This is a genomic window from Brevundimonas sp. GW821-FHT09G01 (assembly GCF_059416065.1).
In genome coordinates this window covers 109,896-126,997 of sequence record NZ_JBWKOL010000009.1, presented here as the reverse complement: position 1 = coordinate 126,997, position 17,102 = coordinate 109,896, and the positions used below count along the sequence as shown (strand labels likewise).

At 67.1% G+C, this 17,102-nt stretch carries 16 protein-coding genes; 9 read left to right on the top strand and 7 right to left on the bottom strand.

Annotation, left to right across the window (positions count from 1 at the left end; genetic code table 11):
- The 4 genes from AC07NB_RS15735 to AC07NB_RS15720 form a co-directional block, all read left to right on the top strand.
- Nucleotides 1–591 (top strand): RHS repeat-associated core domain-containing protein (locus AC07NB_RS15735; RefSeq protein WP_494572591.1); only part of this gene is annotated, 591 nt, incomplete at its 5' end.
- A gap of 416 nt (nucleotides 592–1,007) precedes the next feature.
- Nucleotides 1,008–2,672: an RHS repeat-associated core domain-containing protein gene (locus AC07NB_RS15730; protein WP_494572066.1), complete on the top strand. Its 1,665-nt coding sequence runs from the start codon at nucleotides 1,008–1,010 to the stop codon at nucleotides 2,670–2,672.
- Nucleotides 2,673–2,719: 47 nt separating this feature from the next.
- Nucleotides 2,720–3,130 (top strand): hypothetical protein, encoded by a 411-nt coding sequence (locus AC07NB_RS15725; RefSeq protein WP_494572067.1) that lies wholly within the window; start codon nucleotides 2,720–2,722, stop codon nucleotides 3,128–3,130.
- 139 nt (nucleotides 3,131–3,269) lie between these two features.
- Nucleotides 3,270–3,926 carry an LOG family protein gene (locus AC07NB_RS15720; RefSeq protein WP_494572068.1) on the top strand — a complete coding sequence of 219 codons (657 nt, stop codon included), beginning with the start codon at nucleotides 3,270–3,272 and terminating at the stop codon, nucleotides 3,924–3,926.
- A 109-nt stretch (nucleotides 3,927–4,035) separates the two neighbouring features.
- Here the strand turns inward: AC07NB_RS15720 and AC07NB_RS15715 are convergent, their stop codons facing one another.
- From AC07NB_RS15715 to AC07NB_RS15705, 3 genes are all read right to left on the bottom strand, one after another.
- Nucleotides 4,036–4,719: a lytic transglycosylase domain-containing protein gene (locus AC07NB_RS15715; protein ID WP_494572069.1), complete on the bottom strand. Its 684-nt coding sequence runs from the start codon at nucleotides 4,717–4,719 to the stop codon at nucleotides 4,036–4,038.
- 76 nt (nucleotides 4,720–4,795) lie between these two features.
- On the bottom strand, nucleotides 4,796–5,062 hold the full coding sequence (locus tag AC07NB_RS15710) for a helix-turn-helix domain-containing protein (RefSeq protein WP_494572590.1): 267 nt from the start codon (nucleotides 5,060–5,062) through the stop codon (nucleotides 4,796–4,798).
- Between the two features lie 61 nt (nucleotides 5,063–5,123).
- On the bottom strand, nucleotides 5,124–5,630 hold the full coding sequence (locus tag AC07NB_RS15705; protein WP_494572071.1) for a helix-turn-helix domain-containing protein: 507 nt from the start codon (nucleotides 5,628–5,630) through the stop codon (nucleotides 5,124–5,126).
- A gap of 252 nt (nucleotides 5,631–5,882) precedes the next feature.
- Here AC07NB_RS15705 and AC07NB_RS15700 point away from each other — a divergent pair, with 252 nt between their 5' ends.
- The 4 genes from AC07NB_RS15700 to AC07NB_RS15685 all read left to right on the top strand — a co-directional run bounded on the left by AC07NB_RS15700 (nucleotide 5,883) and on the right by AC07NB_RS15685 (nucleotide 9,250).
- On the top strand, nucleotides 5,883–6,500 hold the full coding sequence (locus AC07NB_RS15700; RefSeq protein ID WP_494572072.1) for a GntR family transcriptional regulator: 618 nt from the start codon (nucleotides 5,883–5,885) through the stop codon (nucleotides 6,498–6,500).
- Between the two features lie 72 nt (nucleotides 6,501–6,572).
- A complete protein-coding gene (locus tag AC07NB_RS15695; RefSeq protein ID WP_494572073.1) occupies nucleotides 6,573–6,800 on the top strand; it encodes a hypothetical protein in 228 nt (75 codons plus the stop codon).
- Nucleotides 6,801–6,860: 60 nt separating this feature from the next.
- Entirely contained in the window at nucleotides 6,861–7,496 is a 636-nt protein-coding gene (locus AC07NB_RS15690) for a lasso peptide biosynthesis B2 protein (RefSeq protein ID WP_494572074.1), read from the top strand.
- Nucleotides 7,493–9,250: an asparagine synthase-related protein gene (locus AC07NB_RS15685; RefSeq protein ID WP_494572075.1), complete on the top strand. Its 1,758-nt coding sequence runs from the start codon at nucleotides 7,493–7,495 to the stop codon at nucleotides 9,248–9,250. Before AC07NB_RS15690 ends, AC07NB_RS15685 begins: the two co-directional genes overlap by 4 nt.
- Here the strand turns inward: AC07NB_RS15685 and AC07NB_RS15680 are convergent.
- The 4 genes from AC07NB_RS15680 to AC07NB_RS15665 form a co-directional block, all read right to left on the bottom strand.
- A complete protein-coding gene (locus AC07NB_RS15680) occupies nucleotides 9,155–11,605 on the bottom strand; it encodes an alpha/beta hydrolase family protein (protein ID WP_494572076.1) in 2,451 nt (816 codons plus the stop codon). The two genes, AC07NB_RS15685 and AC07NB_RS15680, sit on opposite strands and share 96 nt — an antisense overlap.
- Nucleotides 11,605–14,565: a TonB-dependent receptor domain-containing protein gene (locus AC07NB_RS15675; protein ID WP_494572077.1), complete on the bottom strand. Its 2,961-nt coding sequence runs from the start codon at nucleotides 14,563–14,565 to the stop codon at nucleotides 11,605–11,607. The genes AC07NB_RS15680 and AC07NB_RS15675 overlap by 1 nt, the downstream gene beginning before the upstream one ends.
- Before the next feature lie 92 nt (nucleotides 14,566–14,657).
- Nucleotides 14,658–15,641: a FecR family protein gene (locus AC07NB_RS15670; protein WP_494572078.1), complete on the bottom strand. Its 984-nt coding sequence runs from the start codon at nucleotides 15,639–15,641 to the stop codon at nucleotides 14,658–14,660.
- A gap of 6 nt (nucleotides 15,642–15,647) precedes the next feature.
- Entirely contained in the window at nucleotides 15,648–16,136 is a 489-nt protein-coding gene (locus AC07NB_RS15665; RefSeq protein ID WP_494572079.1) for an RNA polymerase sigma factor, read from the bottom strand.
- Nucleotides 16,137–16,591: 455 nt separating this feature from the next.
- Here AC07NB_RS15665 and AC07NB_RS15660 point away from each other — a divergent pair, with 455 nt between their 5' ends.
- Nucleotides 16,592–16,861, top strand: coding sequence for a helix-turn-helix domain-containing protein (locus AC07NB_RS15660; protein WP_494572589.1), 270 nt, complete (start codon nucleotides 16,592–16,594; stop codon nucleotides 16,859–16,861).
- Nucleotides 16,862–17,102: the final 241 nt, after the last annotated feature.

The following is a 17,102-nucleotide window of genomic DNA, read 5'->3' as shown; positions in this document are numbered from 1 at the left end:
CAGTTCCTCACCCGCGATCCCATCGGGACCAAGGACGATCCCAACCTGTATATGTACGTCGGGCTGGATCCGGCGAACGCGACGGATCCGACGGGGATGGAACAATTTACTCGGTATGGAACCATGCAAGAGGCGGCGATAGACCTTTTGAAGGCAGCGGCCAGAGTATCAGGGTCGAGCACCGACCGACCAGAAGCTGGCGGGGACATAAAGCAAGACGGAGAAACTGGGGAATTCTATTGGGATAGCATTGAGACCGAGGGAGATAACAACGAAGTCGGCATTTCGGTTTCACCTCGGGATCGACCTGGAGACGATACCGTTGGTATAGCTCACTTGCATCCTCCTAAGCGTGGCGGGGGAGGTACCCCTGCTGACAGGCGAAGTAATGACAGTATTAATTCTGGAAGACTGTCAGAGAAAGATAAAGAGCAAGTGGTGAGCACAAACAGAGCTACTGGAAATCAGGTATCGACTTTTATTGGTGATGCTTCTGGTGCTGTCACGGAATTTGGTCCAGACGATAATTATAGAACGGGTGAGCAAATTGCGCCGCCTGGAACCTTGGAATATCGTCGAGGAGGTGATTAATGAGTAGAATTTCCGCATTTTTGTTTTTGATATTTGTTTCGGCTTGCGCTTCGATCCCGTCGAAAGTGCCGCCTTGTCACAATGGTTGGCGATCTGACGGCACGAATTTTTCGAAGATTTTGCCTATGAACGATGAGCAGAGGCGTGGTTTCTCAGCTTTCGTCAGATCAAACGAAAGCTTGGTCTGTGCCCACGAGATGCCTGACGGCCTGGTAATCTTGATATCGAAAGGGAAAGAATTTTTCGGATACACAGAGCTTCGACCGTCAACTTCCGGCTACGTCGTTATTGGTAGCGGATACGTTATCTGATTTTTCCCGGCGTCCGGTCTGGCGCGACATTCCAGCCAGATCACGACCGCCACCTACGCCGACGGCCTGGGCCGGCTGACGGCCGAGCAGTGGCGGCCCGAGGGCGTGGGCGGGCTCAGCTTCACGACCGGCTACGGCTATGCCGACGGGCGCGGCAACCGCACCTCGATCACCCAGCCGGGCGGTTGGACCATCACCTATGGCTTCGACCTGGCCAACCGGGTGCAGACGGTCAGCTTCCCGGGCGCCTCCGGGACCCAGACGGTCACGATCGCGCATGACTCGCTGAGCCGGCGTACCGGTGTCGACCGTCCGGGCGCGGCGGCGGACACCAGCTACAGCTATGACGTCGACAACGACCTGATCGGGATGACCCACGCCTTCGTGGCCGGGACCGGTCCGGGCTCGACCAGCTTCGCCTACGGCCGTGACGCCGCGGGCAAGGTCACCTCCATCGGCCTGAACCAGCCGACGTTCGAGTGGGCGCCGACCCTGGCCTATGCCCGCACCTATGGCCCGGCCAGCAATATGAACCGGATCGCCTCGGTCAGCGACGCGACCGAAAGCCGGGCGTTGACCTGGAGCGGGGATGGGAACCTGTACCAGGAGGTGCGCACCCCGGTCGGCGGCGGGGCGTCGGTGACCTGGACCTATCACTACACCTACGGCCACCGGCTCGGGGCGGTGGAGAACAATGCGGTTTCGCCGCTGACGGCCAGCTACCATTACGACAGCGACGACCGCCGCACCAAGAAGGTGGTCAACGGGGTCACGACGCGGACGCTGTGGTCCGGCGCCGACGAGCTGGCCGAGTACGACGTCAACGGCGACCTGATCCGGCGGTTCATTCCCGACGGGACGGTGGACAAGGACGGCAACCCGACCATGGACGCCCGTCTGGCGACGGTGACGTCGTCAGGCGTCGTCTACTGGCACCACACCGACCATCAGGGCTCAGTGATCGCCACCTCGGACAGCACGGGCAAGACGGTGGGGACGACGACCTACTCGCCGCACGGCGAGGGCGCGCCGCCGGCGCAGAGCCCGTTCGGCTACACCGGACGGCAGTACGATCCTGAGACGGGGCTCTACTACTACCGGGCGCGGTACTACTCGCCCTACTTGGGTCAATTCCTTACCCGAGATCCCATCGGGACCAAGGATGATCCGAACCTGTATATGTATGTTCGAAACGATCCCGCGAACTTGGTAGATTCGACCGGGATGACTCCGGAGGAGGCAGCCGCTTGGGCGAGAGCTCAAGAAGGGAGCCGTCGATGGAGAAAAGATACTTTTAATGCTGAGGTAGGTGGCCGCTGGTCTGGCGGCATCTGGGGCGGTCTTGGTGCTCCGAAGTGCAATATATTTGTATTTGATGCTCTAGTCGCAGGGAGGGTTGCTCCAGGCCGGATAGATGGGCGAATGCCGACTGCTGCCGAATGGGCAGACCCATCTGTAAGGATAGCAAATTATGCGATTGTTCCCGCCGATGAAGCGTCAAAACCCGGTGATATCGTCACCAACGGAGAGCATGTCGGAATATATACTCCTACCATTTCCGGAGGGCGTGGCGATGCTGAGCGGGTCGAGGATCCGTTGGTGACTTCAGCCTCAACTGCTCACGGAAACGGCGGAACCATTCGCACCAACGACTGGGGAGTTCGTCGAGATACTGAAAACGTAGTCCGCCGTCGTTACGTTGGAAGTGGTCGTAATCCCGGAAGTACGACGACCAGTTCTGGCATACCGTCGCGGATAGCGGGGCGCTAGTTTGCGATTTTTTGCTCATGACATGCGGGTCTGTGAAGGATGAAACGATGAGGATTTTTCTGGCTTGGCTTCTGCCGATAATTTTGACGATCTCTTTCGAGATTGCGCTTATGTTTCGGGATATAGGTATGCAGAATGGCCCGATCAGTTTCGGTTCGATGTACGATAAAGTTTTGTCCGGATACTTGTTTTATGTGATCATACCGACGGTTTTAGTTATGGGAGTTGTTGGCGGCTTAGCTGTTTGGATAGTATCAAAATTTCCTGATAGACAAGCTGTAGGTTATTTTACCTGCATGATTGTTTACTCGCTGATTTCGGCGTTGGCTCTCGCATCGATTGATACTTCTGGAGCTGGAAATCTTCGGCTGGCGCTATTTGTGATGTTCTCGGCGGTATTTGGTGCAGTGCATTTCTTTATAACCTGGCTAATACGCGTGCGGTTGATTGGGGCTTAACTGCGGTTGATCAGCCTGTTCGATCGCCATGGGCCGTAACTTCCATGTGCGTGAGTATGCAGACCTACAAATGGACCGGCCGCAACGGCCGCGCGTCGATCTCCCGGGTGCGGCGGCGGATTCCAGCTAGGCCTACGACGTGAACAACGACCTGACCGGGCTGACTCACGCCTTCGTGGCCGGGACCGGTCCGGGCTTGACCAGCTACGCCTATGGCCGTGACGCCGCGGGCAAGGTCACCTCCATCGGCCTGAACCAGCCGACGTTCGAGTGGGCGCCGACCCTGGCCTATGCCCGCACCTATGGCCCGGCCAGCAATATGAACCGCATCGCCTCGGTCAGCGACGCGACCGAAAGCCGGGCGTTGACCTGGAGCGGGGATGGGAACCTGTACCAGGAGGTGCGCACCTTGGTCGGCGGCGGGGCGCCGGCGACCTGGACCTATCACTACACCTATGGCCAGCGTCTGGCGGTCGTGACCACCAATGCGGCGGCCAACCGCGGTGCGGCCGAGGTCGGCGCGCCGTCCATCGGCTTCAACATCGGCCTGCCGCACGAGCAGGCTCCGAACGCCTGGTCGACCCCGGAACTGACGTTCCGGTTCCACTACTTCCCGATGCGCAAGATGCATCTGGCCATGCGCGCCAATGCGCTGGTGGTGTTTCCTGGCAGCTTCGGCACCCTGGACGAACGGTTCGAAATCCTGACCCTGCGCCAGACGGGCAAGATGAAGGCCGTTCCCGTGATTCTGGTCGATGAGCCTATTGGTCCAGCCTCCTCCGGCTGGAGGTTCTGATCGAACAGGGCTTCGTCGATACGGCCGATCTCTCGTTGATCCAGTTCGCCAGCGACGGCGCGGACGCCTGGCGCCGCCTCGCCGCCGGCCTAGCGCCTCTGGCGGCGGCCTAGCGTCTGGGCGTTGCGATGTTGCAGGGCTCGGGCTCCAGCCCGACCGGCGAGGCTGGCGGGATGTGGCGACGGAAAACGATCGGCCCTAGCGGATCGCCCGAGCGACTTTCGCGCATGCGCGCGAAGATGTCCCAGGACAGCGGCGGCGGATCCGGACAGGCGGGCGTAGGGGGCGCTGCGCCAGCCTCGTCCGGGGGACGCGGGGGCGACAGGGACAGACGCCGCGCCGCCTGTTCGACCCGAGCGACATAGCCGTTGCGCAGCCCCCGCTCGGGATGGCCGGTGTTGTAGCGCGACAGTGCGGCGCGCAGGGCCGCCTGTTGGTCGGACGGGTGGGCGGAGGCGGGCCGGTAGCTGGCCTGAAGCACCCGCCCAGCTGCGGCGAGGTTGCGACAGGGATCGAAGGCGGCTTCGACCGACAAGCCGAGCCAGCCGAGATTGTCGCTGTTGATCTGGGCCAGCCCCAGGTCGAGGTTGGCGCCGCGCGCCAGCAGGGCGCGGGCGAGGCGCGCGGCTTCGACGGCGTCCCGGGGCGGTCGCGCGAGACGCGGACCCCGATTCACTCCAATCGCGACCGGATTGAACCGGCTCTCCGCATAGGCGACGGCGGCCAGGGTCTCCGGCGCCGCCTGGGGGGCGCAGGCCTGGGATAGGCTGAGGATCAAAGCGAGGTCCAGCACGGCGGGCTCCGTCGAGAGGGGCAAGCAAACCCGATCGGCGCGACCCGCGGCGACCCGCGAGCGCCCCACCGGAACTCTACGGTCGGAAGGTCTGCGGTTCGGACGGGGGACGCGTCTGGACGGCAAGCCAGGCGACGGCCTGAATCCGGGTGCGGACGCCGAGCGCGCGGCAAGCCAGCATCAGATGTTCATCGACAGTCCGGCCCGAGAGGCCGATCCGCTCGGCGATCCTGGCGGATGTCAGACCCTCGGCGGCCAAGCTGAGACATTGGCGCTGCCGGTCCGAAAGACGTGCGAACCGATCGGCAACGGGAAACGAGTGACTGGACGGAGACGCGGACATGCCCTCAAGCACAGACGCAACGGCGGGGTTGCGGCCAGCCCGCAGGTTTCCGGCCGGGATTCTACGGTGTGGACGTCCCCGAGGGACCATCACCGGCCCCCAGGTTCGGCGAAACCAGCTTTCCCATCCTCTGCTGTAGCCACGCATTGGCCGCGCTGTCTCGGCGCACCGACTGCAGCGCCAGGTCCTTCAGCGCCCGGGTGAAGGTGTTGATGATGGTGCGGGCGTCCAGTTCGGCCAGCACGTCCCCGACCTCCTCATCGAACTCCTGCAGCGCCACCATCAAGATGGTCATGAGCTTGTTGTCGATGGTGCGCAGGGCGAACTCTGGCGACCCGAGAACCAGGGCGGCCAGGATGGCGTGGGGATCGGAATCCGTAACCTCCGCAAAGCGATGGATGCGTTCGAGGTTCACCCGGCCGCCGCCGGCTTCGAAATGCTCATAGGACCTGAGCGCCATGTTCATGCCGCGCGCCACATCGGCCGTCTTCATTCGGCGATGCGAGCGGATCAGGCGCAGCGCGGCGGACAAGGTTTCGCTCTGGGACTGGCGGTCGGCGCGGTCCATCACCCTGACGTCACTCCTCTCACTTGGGCCGCCCGCGACTCTCGTCCCGCACCCCTACTGGTTGAAAAATGGGGCAACCGAGCATCAAATGAAAGATGGGAAAGAAACGGTGGAGAAAACCTTGCGAGATGACGCAAATAACCTGCGGGTGGGTCGCGAAAACTTGTAACCCTGGTCCGTATACAGACTCGCTCGCGCGGCGCGGGAGGCGGCCAGGTTGCGCCGCCGGTGTCCGTCTTCGAAAGCTGGGGCATGAAGGCGCGTGACCCCTATCATACCGCCCTGCGGGCGTTGGCGGGCTTCGCCGGAGCCGGCCGGTTCCGTTGGGGCGAGCCGCTCGTGGCCACCGCCTTGGCGGCGGAGCTTCGCCTCAGTCCGACCCCGGTGCGCGAGGCCCTGGCGCGCCTGGCGGGCGAGGGCGTCCTCGAGCATCGGCCGGGTCGGGGCTATTTTGCACCCAGTCCGTCCGCGTCGGATATCGCGGAGTTATACGAACTGCATCGGCGCCTCGCCCACTGGGCGCTGGATAGTCACGCCGTTCCGATCGCCTGGGGCGCCGAAGGCCCGCCGGCGATGCTTTTGACACGAGTGGAAACCCTCTACGCCGCCATCGCCGCCGCCGCCGGCAGCGACGTCCTGGCGCGCACCCAACGGCGGACCGCGATCCAGCTTCGGCCCATCCGGATGGTGGAGGCGGGGGTCGAGCCGATCGAGGCCGATCAGATCGGCCTCCAGGAAATTCTTCTGTCGCAAAATCGGATCGCCGACCTGCGTGTGGAAGTCGACGTTTACCATCAAGGGCGGGTCGCTGTGTCTCAGGCAGTCTTCGCTGCCATGCGGAGATCAAGTGAAAGTATAGATGAAATATAGTTTGAAAATATGACGTTGCACGCGCTGGCTGTTCCGGCGGGGCGCTCTGTCCCGCTCAACGGAGGCTAAGCCATGAACACCCCGCATACGCCGAGCCTGATCGCGCTCGGTTCCGCCCGGCGCGCGACCCGCGCCGATTCCCAGACCGGCGACATGGAACTGATCCCGGTCCGCCTGTACGAGCCCGCCGGCATTCGCGTGAATCTCGTTCGGCTGGGTTCGGCCGAGCAGGCCACCCGGGCCGACCACCTCACCGGCGATTTCGAACAGATCCCGGTGCGGCTCTGGGACCAGGGCTGAAGGCCTGGGCGCCGGCTCCCGCCGGCGCCCATCGCGCCTTGCCGCATCCCGACGACGCCCATGACCCTCTACCTCAAGCCGGACGTCCACGCCGCGTGCATCGGCGACGACCTGGCGCTGCTGGACATCGCCGGCGACGCCTATCTCTGCCTGCCCGGCGGCGCCGCGGCTGTGGCCCGCGGACGCCAGATGGCGATCCGGCCCGGCCCCATGGCCGACACCCTGGAGGCGGCGGGATTGCTGGCGTCCAACCCGCCGCCCCCGGCCCAGGCGCCGCCCCCGACGCCGATGAGATCGATCATCCATGGTCCCGCGGGCCGCGGGCCGGGGCCGCGGGCGCTGATCACCGCCGCGGGCGTCGTCGCGGACATCCGACGAGCGAGGGCGGGACAGGGTCTCTCGCCCTATCTGCGTGTCGCCGACGCGCGGACCGAGCTGTCGCGCGACCCGGTGGCCACGCTGGCCGCGGCGCGGCTGTTCTGGGCGATGGCCCCGTGGCTCCCGCTGGAAGGAGAATGCCTGCTGCGCTCGGCGATGCTGGTCAGCTTCCTGCGCCGGTCGGGGCTGGCCGCCGCCTGGGTGTTCGGCGTCAGGCTCTGGCCGTTCAACGCCCATTGCTGGGTCCAGGCGGGCGACGTTTGTCTCAACGACGATGTCGAACGGCTGTGGGCCTACACTCCCATCTTCCGCCGATGAAGATTCCGGGTCCCGATCAGGCCGGCTATCTGGTGCTCGACCGGCGGCGTCTCGGCGAGGTCGACCGGATCGCGGTGGACCAGGTGGTGAGCGCCCTTGAACGCCACGGGTGGCGGCCTTTCGGTCCGATCGACGACGTCTGCATCCTGCTCGGGCCGCGGGCGCGCCTCACCGTCCGGCAGGTCGGGCGGCGCCATTTCCTGATCGGCGACTGGCGCGGCGCGACCGTTCCGCTGTCGACCCTGATCGCGTGCAGCGCCGGGTCGGCCGATCTGGCCCGGGCCGTGGTCCGGTCGGGCTGGGGCCGTTACGTCCTGGTCTGGCGGGACGACGAGGGGCGGTTTGCGATGCTGCGCGATCCGACCGGCGCGCTGGACTGCGTCTGGTGGCGATACGGCGGCGCGGTGCTGGCGGCGCAGGAGCCCCCGCGTCTGGCGGATGCTCTGCTGCCGGCCGACCTCGAGATCGACTGGCGGGTGCTGGGAGAGATCGCCGCCGCCCCCGAGCTGCTCGGCGACCGGCTGGCCCTGCACGGACTGACCGCCATCAATCCCGGCGCGCTGTGCATCATCGGCGAGAGGGCCGAGGCCAGGCCCATCTGGACGCCGGCGGCCTTCTGCCGCGCGGCGCAGGGCTGGGACGAGAGCCATGGCGGTCTGATCGGCGTGGTGGACGAGACGGTCGCCGCCCTGGCCACACCGCACAGCCGGCTGGTGGGCGAGCTCTCGGGTGGGTTGGACTCCGCCATCGCGGCCAGCAGCCTGAAGGCGACCGGCCACGCCGTCCGCGCCCGCTTCCTCAACTTCCATGGCGACTGGCGAGAAGGCGATGAACGGCCCTATGCGACGGCGGCGGCGGCCCATCTGGACCTGTCCCTGACGGCGGTGCGCAAACCGGTCGAGGCCATCACCCTGGCGCAGTTGCATCCGCTCGGCGAGAGCGTGCGGCCGGCGCTCCAAGGCGTCGACGTCACCTATGACGCGGAGGTCGCCGGCCGGATGCGCCGGGCTCGGGCCACCGGCCTTCTCACGGGCCAGGGCGGCGACGCCGTGTTCTTTCAGGCGTCGGACCCCGCCGTGGTCATCGATCGCCGTCGCCGGGAAGGCTTGACCGGCCTGTCGCCGGCCTTCCTCGCGGCCGTGGCGCGCTGGACACGGCACTCGGCCTGGACGGTGCTCGGTTACGCCTTGAGCGGCCGGTCACGGGAGACCGAGGTCGCGGGTCGGCGCCATCCCTGGCTCGAAGACATGGCTGCCTTGCCGCCGGCCAAGGCCCGCCAGTTGCGGCAATTCGTGAACGCCCAGCTGTTTTGGGGCGACTGTCTTCGGGCCCGCGCGGGCGACCTGCTGCACCCGTTCCTTAGCCAGCCCGTGGTCGAGCACTGCCTGGCCATTCCCGCCGACCGGCTCATCGCGGGCGTCCGCGATCGCGGCCTGGCCCGGCGGGCCTTCGCCCCGCGCCTGCCGCCCATGCTCACCGAACGGCGGAGCAAGGGTGATCTCAGCCATTTCTACGGCCAGGTGACGCGCGTCAGCCTGCCCCTGCTGACGCCGCTCCTTCTCGACGGCCTTCAGGCCGCCCACGGCCTGATCGACCGCCGGGCGCTCGAGCCCGAGCTGACGGAGGCGCATCTGATCTGGAGCCCCGGCTACAACCGGCTACTCGTCGCCGCCGTCCTGGAGGTCTGGGTCCAAAGCTGGCAGGCGCGGATCACCGACATCCGTCGGGCGCACATAGCGGCTGAGCCAGTCTAGAATCCGAGCGTGCAGGTCCCGCAGATTGGCCGGGCTGACGAACACGTGGCCCTCGCCGGTGTAGGTCACGAACGCCGCCTCGCGATCGAGGCGGTAGAGGGCGCCGAACAGGACATCGGACCCGACGGGGTCGAGATCGCCTTCGATCAGCAGGGCGGGAGCGCGGATCCGCTCGGCCAGATAGAGGGGGCTGTTGTCGACATAGGCCTGCGGCCGTCCGACCAGCGAGGCGCCGATCCCGCCTTGGCCCGTCTCGGCCCAGCCGGCGAGGGCATTGATCGGCACGCCGTCCTCCGGGGAGACCTGAAAGTGCGGCGGCAGGGCGTAGGCCCGCGAGAGATCGGTGTAACCCGCCGCGGCGACCACGGCCCGGAACCGATCGCTCTGCGACGCCGCCAGCAGGGCGCCGTAGCCGCCGTAGCTGTGTCCGATCAGGCCGACGCGGTCGCGATCGATCCGACCGCCACGAGCGGCGACATCGATGATCGCCACGATCCGGTCGGCGAGATCATCCAGGCCCGGTCCGGCGCCGGTTCGCCGGGGCAGGCTCGGCACGACCACGGCATAGCCGGCGGCCGCCAGGACCTGCGGATTGATGTGGAGCCGCTCGCCCCCGGGGCGCAGCCATACCGGCGCGGCCGGGTAGTCGGCGCCGGGGTAGAGGATCACCGCCACCGGAAGCCGGGCCCCGAGCGGCGTTCCGGGCGGCAGCAGCAGCCAGCTGGTCAGCGCCCGGCCGTCCGGGCCGGGGTGGGGGACGGGGACGATCTCGCCCCAGGCGACGGTGTCGAAGACTGTGTTGACCGTCGCCAACGGCCGTACAGCGTCGGCGGCGTGCAGGCGCAGGCTGATCGACCCTGCGGCGGTCCGGCTCTGGGCGATCATATAGGCTCGCGTCGGGCTGACCGCGACTAGGCTTTCGTCGGCGGCGAGCGGCCGGAGGCAGGTCCGTGCCTGAGGCGCCGTCGGTGCGCTCAGGCAGCCGTCCGGATCGACCAGGACGCGTCCGCCGCGCTGGACGCCGTCGGGGTTCCAGCCTTGCCGGCTGCCCCCGTCCGTCGCGCGTTCACGGTCCCACAGGCGACCGGCGACAATTCCGAGGGCGGCGTCGGACGACAGCGGATGCAGGCCGTCGGCGCGCTCGACCCAACTGCGCCCGGCGACCTCGACCAGGGTCTCGCGCGGCGTCGACATCGGCGCGACCCTCGGCGCCGGTCCGGGTCGCAACCAGACCCGCTCACCCTGGACGGTGCGCGCCTGGACGACCGGCCGGCCGGCGCTCCAGCCGGCGCGGGCGATCGGAATCTTGCCGACCTCCTCGTCCAGCCAGGGCCGCGCCGCGCCGAGGTCCACCGCTTCGGCGCGACCGCGCCGGTCCAGCGTCCAGAAGCGCCCCTCGCCCCAATCGCCCCCGGCATCCCGAGCGAAGGCGATCAGCCGGCTGGAATCGGGTGACCACGACAACAGATGTGAGAGGAAGTCCTGATCGGGCAGCGGATCGGCCACGACGCGGTCGTCCAGATCGACCAGCAACAGCCGACGGCGACGGCTGGGCGTGCCAACGGTGATCGGCGTCTGCCCGTCGGCCTGAAGGTCCTCGGCGTTGAACAGCGTCGCGACCGCGCTTGCGTCGGGAGACACCTCCAGATCGAACAGTTCGCCCCGCGCCAGGGTCTGCCCCTCGTCCCGATCAAGGTCGAACAGGACCAGGCGGGCGGGGCCGGCATGAGGGCGGCTGTCGCGCGCCGCACCGCTGGGGATGAGCACCGAGGAGGGCGCGTGGCCGGCGGCGAAGGTCCGCCACAGCGTCGTCTTGCGCGCCTCGGTCTGTCCGCCGAGCCGGAACACCAGCGGGAGGTCGTCGTCCGGACGGGCGATCGCCACCAACTGCGTCTCCGATCGCCAGGCGACCGTCCGGCCCAGGCCGGTGAACTCCGGCGTCAGCGGCAGCCAACGGATTTGCCCCGTCGCCAGCGTCAGGACGCCCAGCCGCCAGGACATCTCCTGCAGACGGAAGACCAACATCTTCTCGCCGCTCGGCGAGAACGGCCCGGACACATAGCCGTTCGCGTGGCCGGGATCCTCGATCCCGCGCACCGGATCGCCGGCGGGGGTGTGGATTTCCAGCCCGCTGAGCAAGTACGGCGTCATCAGCCCGAAGCGGTAGGTCGCGGCCGAAGACCAGGCCGTCCGTCGTTCGACCACGATCCACCGGCCGTGCGGACTGATCCGCACCTGGCCCAGGCTCTCCTGGCCCAGCATGGTCTCGATGGTGATAGGCGCCCGCGCCTGACCCAGGACCGGGCCGGCCGCCGCCAGGAGAACGGCGACCAGCCCACAACCGACGCGCCGCATCACCAGGCCCGGGTCAGTTGCAGCGAGACGAAGCGGCCGACGACATTGGTGTTGGCCGCGTCGTAACCGATGCCTTCGGGCGCGTTGTAGAACGGGGGATCGCGGTCGAACGCGTTCTGGACCGTCAGGGCGATGGTCGATCCGTGGAGCGGCCCGGACTGGGGCGCATAGCGCACCTGGACATCCGCTGTGACCCACGCGCCGATGCGCGCGCCCGTGAGATCGCGGTACCCATCGACATAGTTGATCGACGAGGAGAGGCCCCAGTCGCCGCGCGTCCATCCCATGTTGCTGCGGCCGCGCAGGCCGACCGGGTAGTTGGGGCGGTCGCGCAGGGAGACCGTTGGGGCGTTGGGCGTGGCCTGGCTGTCGAAGCGGCCGAGATAGGAGAAGGTTAGGTTGAGGTCGAAGGCGTTCGGCCCTACGTCGAAGGCGTAGCCGGCGCTGACATCGACGCCTTCGACTTGGACGCGGGCGGTGTTGACGTAGCGCGCATCCACGATCGCCTCATAGGACGTCGCGGGATAGGCGCTCGCGAGATTGGTGGTGGGCAGGTCGAGGATGGCCTGCACCGCGGCCCGGTCGTCGGCGTTGGTCAGGGGCGCGACGATGCGGATGAACGGCGACAAGGCCGGATCGGTCAGCGCCGTCAGGATGTTCTCGAACGTCGGCTGGCCGATGCGGTTGTCGAAGTCGGTCCGAAACCAGTTGACCCCGAGACGCAGGCCCTCGATCGATGAAGGCCGATACTCCGCGCCCAGGGTCCAGGTGTCGGCCTGTTCGGACTCCAGATCCGGATTGCCGCCGTACTGGATGATCGACAGGATCTGCTGCGCCCCGCGCGGCAGGAAGGTCGGGCTGGCCCGCGGCGCGTCGTTGAGCTCGCGCAGGGCGGGCGCGCGATAGGAGGCGCCGTAGTTCGCCCGCAGGGTCAGGTCCGAAGTCGGATCCCAGACCACGCCGATCTTGGGGCTGGTGGTCTGGCCGATGTCCTCATAGTCCTCGAACCGGGCGGCGACCGACAGCTCCAGGCGTTCGAACCCCGGCCGCCGGTTGCTGGCGCCGAACAGCGGGATGCGCAGTTCGCCGAACGCGGCCGAGACCTGACGGTGCGATTGGGTGGGAACGCCCGTCGTCGGCGTCAGGCTCGAAGTGAAGTTGTCGTTGCGGCGCCAAAAGGTCTCCTCGCGAAAGGACAGACCCGCGGCGAGCTTGATCTGTCCGCCGGGCAGCGAGAGCAGGGTCCCATCGACCTGAAGATTGGCCGAGGTCACCGTCGTCTCGCTGAGGGTCGCGTTATGACCCGAGTTGATGAAGGCCAGCACCGCATCCGGGCTGCCGCCGCCGCCGCCGAACGGATTGAAATAGCCGTCTCGAGCGGCGCTGAAAGGGGTGGTCGGGTTGTCGGCGACGGCGCCCAGGGCCTCCCGCAGGAAGGTCGAGTTGAGGGTCCCGGTGGTGCGGTTGTCGCCGGTCTCCGAGGCGTAGGCGACATAGGTGTCGAGCCGCCAGTCGGCGAGGAGGTCGATCTTGGCGCCGATCGAGGTCGCCCAGCTCTCCGCCTCGCCGCTGATCACCGGATTGGGCAGGTCGTTCTCGAAGGAATAGGCGATGGTGTGCGAGGCCGCGCCCGTCGGAGAGACGAAATACGGGTTGCCCCGGTTGACCGTCAGCAGGATGGCGAACGGCGCCGATGTCGTCTCATAGTCGCGACGGCCGTAGCGGGCGTCGGCGCTGAGAGTGATCCGGTCGCCCAGATCCTGCCGGAGCGCGGCGAAGACGCTGTGCCGGGTCTGGTGCGGCAGGACGTTCAGGCCCAGGCGCTGATTGCTCAGATTGGTCCGGCCGGCGAGGAAGTCGCCGGGCTCGAGGTCGGTCCCGTCCTGCCCGGGGGGAATGGCGTAGGCGGAGACATAGCCGCCGCTGACGGGATCGAAGACGACGATGTTGCCCGGGCTGCTGTAGTTGAGCCGTCGATCAGACCCACCGCGCCATCGAAGGTCGGGATCCCCGGCGAGGCGGCGGTCCGACACCGGCAAGGCGCCGCGATCGTAGAACTCGTAGACGCCCAGCACGCTGCCCGACGACCACCGCCGCCCAAAAGTCTGGCCGATCTGGAACTCGTCGCTGGCGCCGTCGGCGGTCCCGCCCAGGCGCACACGGGTCTCGGCGCCCTCGTAGTCGTCGCGCAGGATGATGTTGACCACGCCGCCGACGGCGTCGGCGCCGTAGAGGGCCGATGCGCCGTCGAGCAGAACGTCGATGCGCTCGATCGCACTGGTCGGGAGGGTCGAGACGTCGGCGAAATCGCCCATCGCCCCGGCGCCGCCCATCCGCCGTCCATTGACGAGGACGAGGGTGGCGTCGCTGCCCAGACCGCGCAGATTGACCCCGGAGGCGAAGTTGCCGTTGGTGGCGCTGCGATCCGCGCCGTTCTGCAGGGCGCCTTCGTTGGCGGTCCCTCCGAAATTCTGCGGCAGCGCGGCCAGGGCCTGGGCGACCGTGGCATGGCCGTCGCGGTCGATCTGGTCGCGGCTCACCGTGACCACCGGGGACGGGCCGTCGGCGACGCCCCGGATGAGACTTCCGGTCACGACCACCTCATCAAGCGTGATGGTCTCCAAGGTCAGGTCGGCGCCGGCCCGTGTGGTCGGATCGTAGAGAACAAAGACGTTGGGACGGGTCCGGCGATAGGAGAGGCCCGAGCCTCTCAGCGTGGCGGACAGGGCGGCCTCGGCGGTGTAGGCGCCGCTCAGTCCCGGCGACGACCGCCCGACCACCAACGCATCCGGATAGAGGATCTGTTGGCCGCTCTGTTGGGCGAAGGCGGTCAGGGCCCGGTCGAGCGGGCCGGCCGCCACGTCGTAGCGCCTCACCGCCTCCGCGGTTTGCGCGATCACCGGCGTCGCCGACGCCAGCAGCAGCGCCGACAACGCTGTTGAACCGAGACCCATACGCATAGTCTTTCCCCTTCTGGTTACCCGCGCGTTGGCGGGGCGGGGAAGAGACGACGGGCAGGGCGGACCACCCTAAGTCCGCCTGTGAATTATTTTCAGGCCGGCGGGCCCGATAGAACCACCGTGCCGTCCGGACGGCGTTGGGCGCTGATGGAATACAAATCCTGCAGCGCGGCGATGAAGCCCTCGGTGTCGCCGGTGTCGAAAACGCCGCTCACGGGAATGTCCGCGATATGGGAGGCTTGCAGATCGATCCGGGTGTCGCTGTACCGGTTGATCTCGGCGACAGCGGCGTGGATCGGCGTGCGCTCGAAGATCAGCCGGCCGGTGGTCCAACTCGTTTCCTTGACCACATCGACGACCGCGACCGTCGGCTGACGGGCTGCGGTGACCACCTGTTGCCCCGGGCCGAGCGACCATCCGGGTCCGACCTGGGTCGCCTCTCGAACGGCGACCCGGCCTTCGACAAGGGTGACGCGAGCCCCGTCGCCTTCGCGACGTACGTCGAAACGGGTTCCGATCGCGGTGACGTTCGTGTCTCCGGCGGTGACCACGAATGGGCGAGTCGTGTCTCCCACCACGTCAAAGAAGGCCTGCCCCGAGAGCAGCGTCACGGAGCGCCGCTCATCGCGCAGTTTGACCTGAATGCGGGTCCCGGTATCGAGCGTGACCCGCGATCCGTCGGCAAGCCGAACGGTGTGCTGCTCGCCCACGGCGGTGGCGTATTCCAGGGGGCGGCTGATGACCCAGACTGCCGCCACGGCGATCACAAGGCCACCGAGTGCGGCGCCGCCGAGCGGCTTCCAGAGCTGGGACACCATGGCGCGCGCCCGGATGGGCGGCGGCGCCTTTCCGAGAGCCTCGGCCGTCAGGGCGCTGATGTCAGGATCGCCCGCCAGGGTGTTGGCGGCGTTCCAGACGGATTCGACTCGCGCGTAGGCGAGGGCGTTCTCCGGGTCCCGGCGCCAGGCGCTGAACGCCTTGACGTCGTCCGTCGAGACACGCCGCTGGTTCAGGCGGGCGAACCAGGTAGCGGCTTCCTGCCGTCGGATGTCGAGGTCGCCGTCGACCGTCATCATGTCCGCCTAATCGTCCAGCCGTGCGACGCAGTGCTCGAGCGCCTTCGACATCCGCCATTCGACGGTCTTGACGCTGAGCCCGCGTGCAGCGGCTATTTCGGCATAGGTCATACCGCCAAAGCGGCTCAAGACGAAGATGTCGCGATAGAGCGGAGGCATGGTCAGGATGATCTGCTTCAGCGTCAGTTGTTCCGCCTGAGATGCGGACTCGCTCTGATCTTGCGTCAAGTCGCCGGATGTTTGGCGCTGGCGCTTCAGGCGTCGGCTTTCGTCCCGGACCAGATTGAGGGCGATCCGGAGCAAGAAGGCCTTGGGGTGCCGGATGTCGGTACTCCGATAGGGCGCCGCGCGAAGGTAGGTCTCCTGAACCACGTCCGCCGCCTGATCGGCGCCGATGTGCGCCCTGAGCCGCCCGTCGAGCCAACCGGCATAGCGGCGGTAGAGGCCGTTCAGCCCCTCCGCCGCTTCCGGTTTCAGCTCCTTGGCATCGGTCAACGCGGTTCTCCGGCCTCCGGGGAAGGGCAGGGAATCCGCAGACGAGATCGCGCAGGCTCCGGCCCCCGCACGAGCGCGCGGGTTCGGGCCGCTGACAAGCGACAGGCGCGCAAGACGCGCGTCGTTGAGTTTGACTTCGCACAGGGGATTCCAAGCCCCTATCGGCGCGGGCGCCGACGCCCAAGCATGAATCAAACGGAATCGTGACGCAAGGCGGAGGGGTCGGGCGTTGGAATCCTCTGCGATGAGGCCCGCGACTTCGGTGCGCAGCGCCGCCTCCGCCATGGGCGAACCCCGGCTCCAACTGCACGCCTATCTGACGGCGCCCGACGTGGTGGCTGTAGTCGTCCTGAAGCCGGCGTTCAACCCGCCGGGCGCGCCCATCGTCCCGCAAAAAGCCTGCGGTTCACCCGCAAATCTTTGTCGTTGCCCGCGCCAAAAAGCGCCGTGTACGCATGGCTCAAGACAACCAGTGGTGTACAATGCAAACCCTTGCCGAAGATCCTGATCGACCACCGCCCGCCGCCTCCTTGAGTCCTCGCGAACAGGAATGCCTTCAGTGGGTCTGTCTCGGGAAGAGTTCCGCGGACATCGGCGTCATCCTGGCGCTCTCGCCCCGAACGGTGGACAGCTACCTGGAAAAGGTTTGTTCGAAGCTGAAGGTCAGGACCCGGATTGAGGCTGTCGCCGCAGGCGTGCGCCTGGGACTGATCGAGCCCGGGTGAGGGAGGGGGCGGGCCAGGAACTTCTGTGAGGAAGCCCGGCGTTTCGCCACCGATCGCCGCCGACGCTCGCACGTCCCCTGGCTCTTGATCGGCGCCTATCGTTCCCGGAACCCGCCGACGATCATTCTAGGGCGGTCCCTCGCGTTTGGGCGAGGGGGAATGCGAAGACGTAATTTCGACCGCATGCTTGCTCGAGAAGACTGGATGATTGCCAGGGGCGCGCCGGTGGCGACCTGTGTTC

Bases quoted from the DNA above. Each gene is read 5' to 3' on its own strand.
- AC07NB_RS15725 (WP_494572067.1), top strand. From the start codon at position 2,720: ATGAGGATTTTTCTGGCTTGGCTTCTGCCGATAATTTTGACGATCTCT.
- AC07NB_RS15710 (WP_494572590.1), bottom strand. From the start codon at position 5,062: ATGTCCGCGTCTCCGTCCAGTCACTCGTTTCCCGTTGCCGATCGGTTC.
- AC07NB_RS15705 (WP_494572071.1), bottom strand. From the start codon at position 5,630: ATGGACCGCGCCGACCGCCAGTCCCAGAGCGAAACCTTGTCCGCCGCG.
- AC07NB_RS15700 (WP_494572072.1), top strand. From the start codon at position 5,883: ATGAAGGCGCGTGACCCCTATCATACCGCCCTGCGGGCGTTGGCGGGC.
- AC07NB_RS15695 (WP_494572073.1), top strand. From the start codon at position 6,573: ATGAACACCCCGCATACGCCGAGCCTGATCGCGCTCGGTTCCGCCCGG.
- AC07NB_RS15690 (WP_494572074.1), top strand. From the start codon at position 6,861: ATGACCCTCTACCTCAAGCCGGACGTCCACGCCGCGTGCATCGGCGAC.
- AC07NB_RS15685 (WP_494572075.1), top strand. From the start codon at position 7,493: ATGAAGATTCCGGGTCCCGATCAGGCCGGCTATCTGGTGCTCGACCGG.
- AC07NB_RS15680 (WP_494572076.1), bottom strand. From the start codon at position 11,605: ATGCGGCGCGTCGGTTGTGGGCTGGTCGCCGTTCTCCTGGCGGCGGCC.
- AC07NB_RS15675 (WP_494572077.1), bottom strand. From the start codon at position 14,565: ATGCGTATGGGTCTCGGTTCAACAGCGTTGTCGGCGCTGCTGCTGGCG.
- AC07NB_RS15670 (WP_494572078.1), bottom strand. From the start codon at position 15,641: ATGATGACGGTCGACGGCGACCTCGACATCCGACGGCAGGAAGCCGCT.
- AC07NB_RS15660 (WP_494572589.1), top strand. From the start codon at position 16,592: ATGGCTCAAGACAACCAGTGGTGTACAATGCAAACCCTTGCCGAAGAT.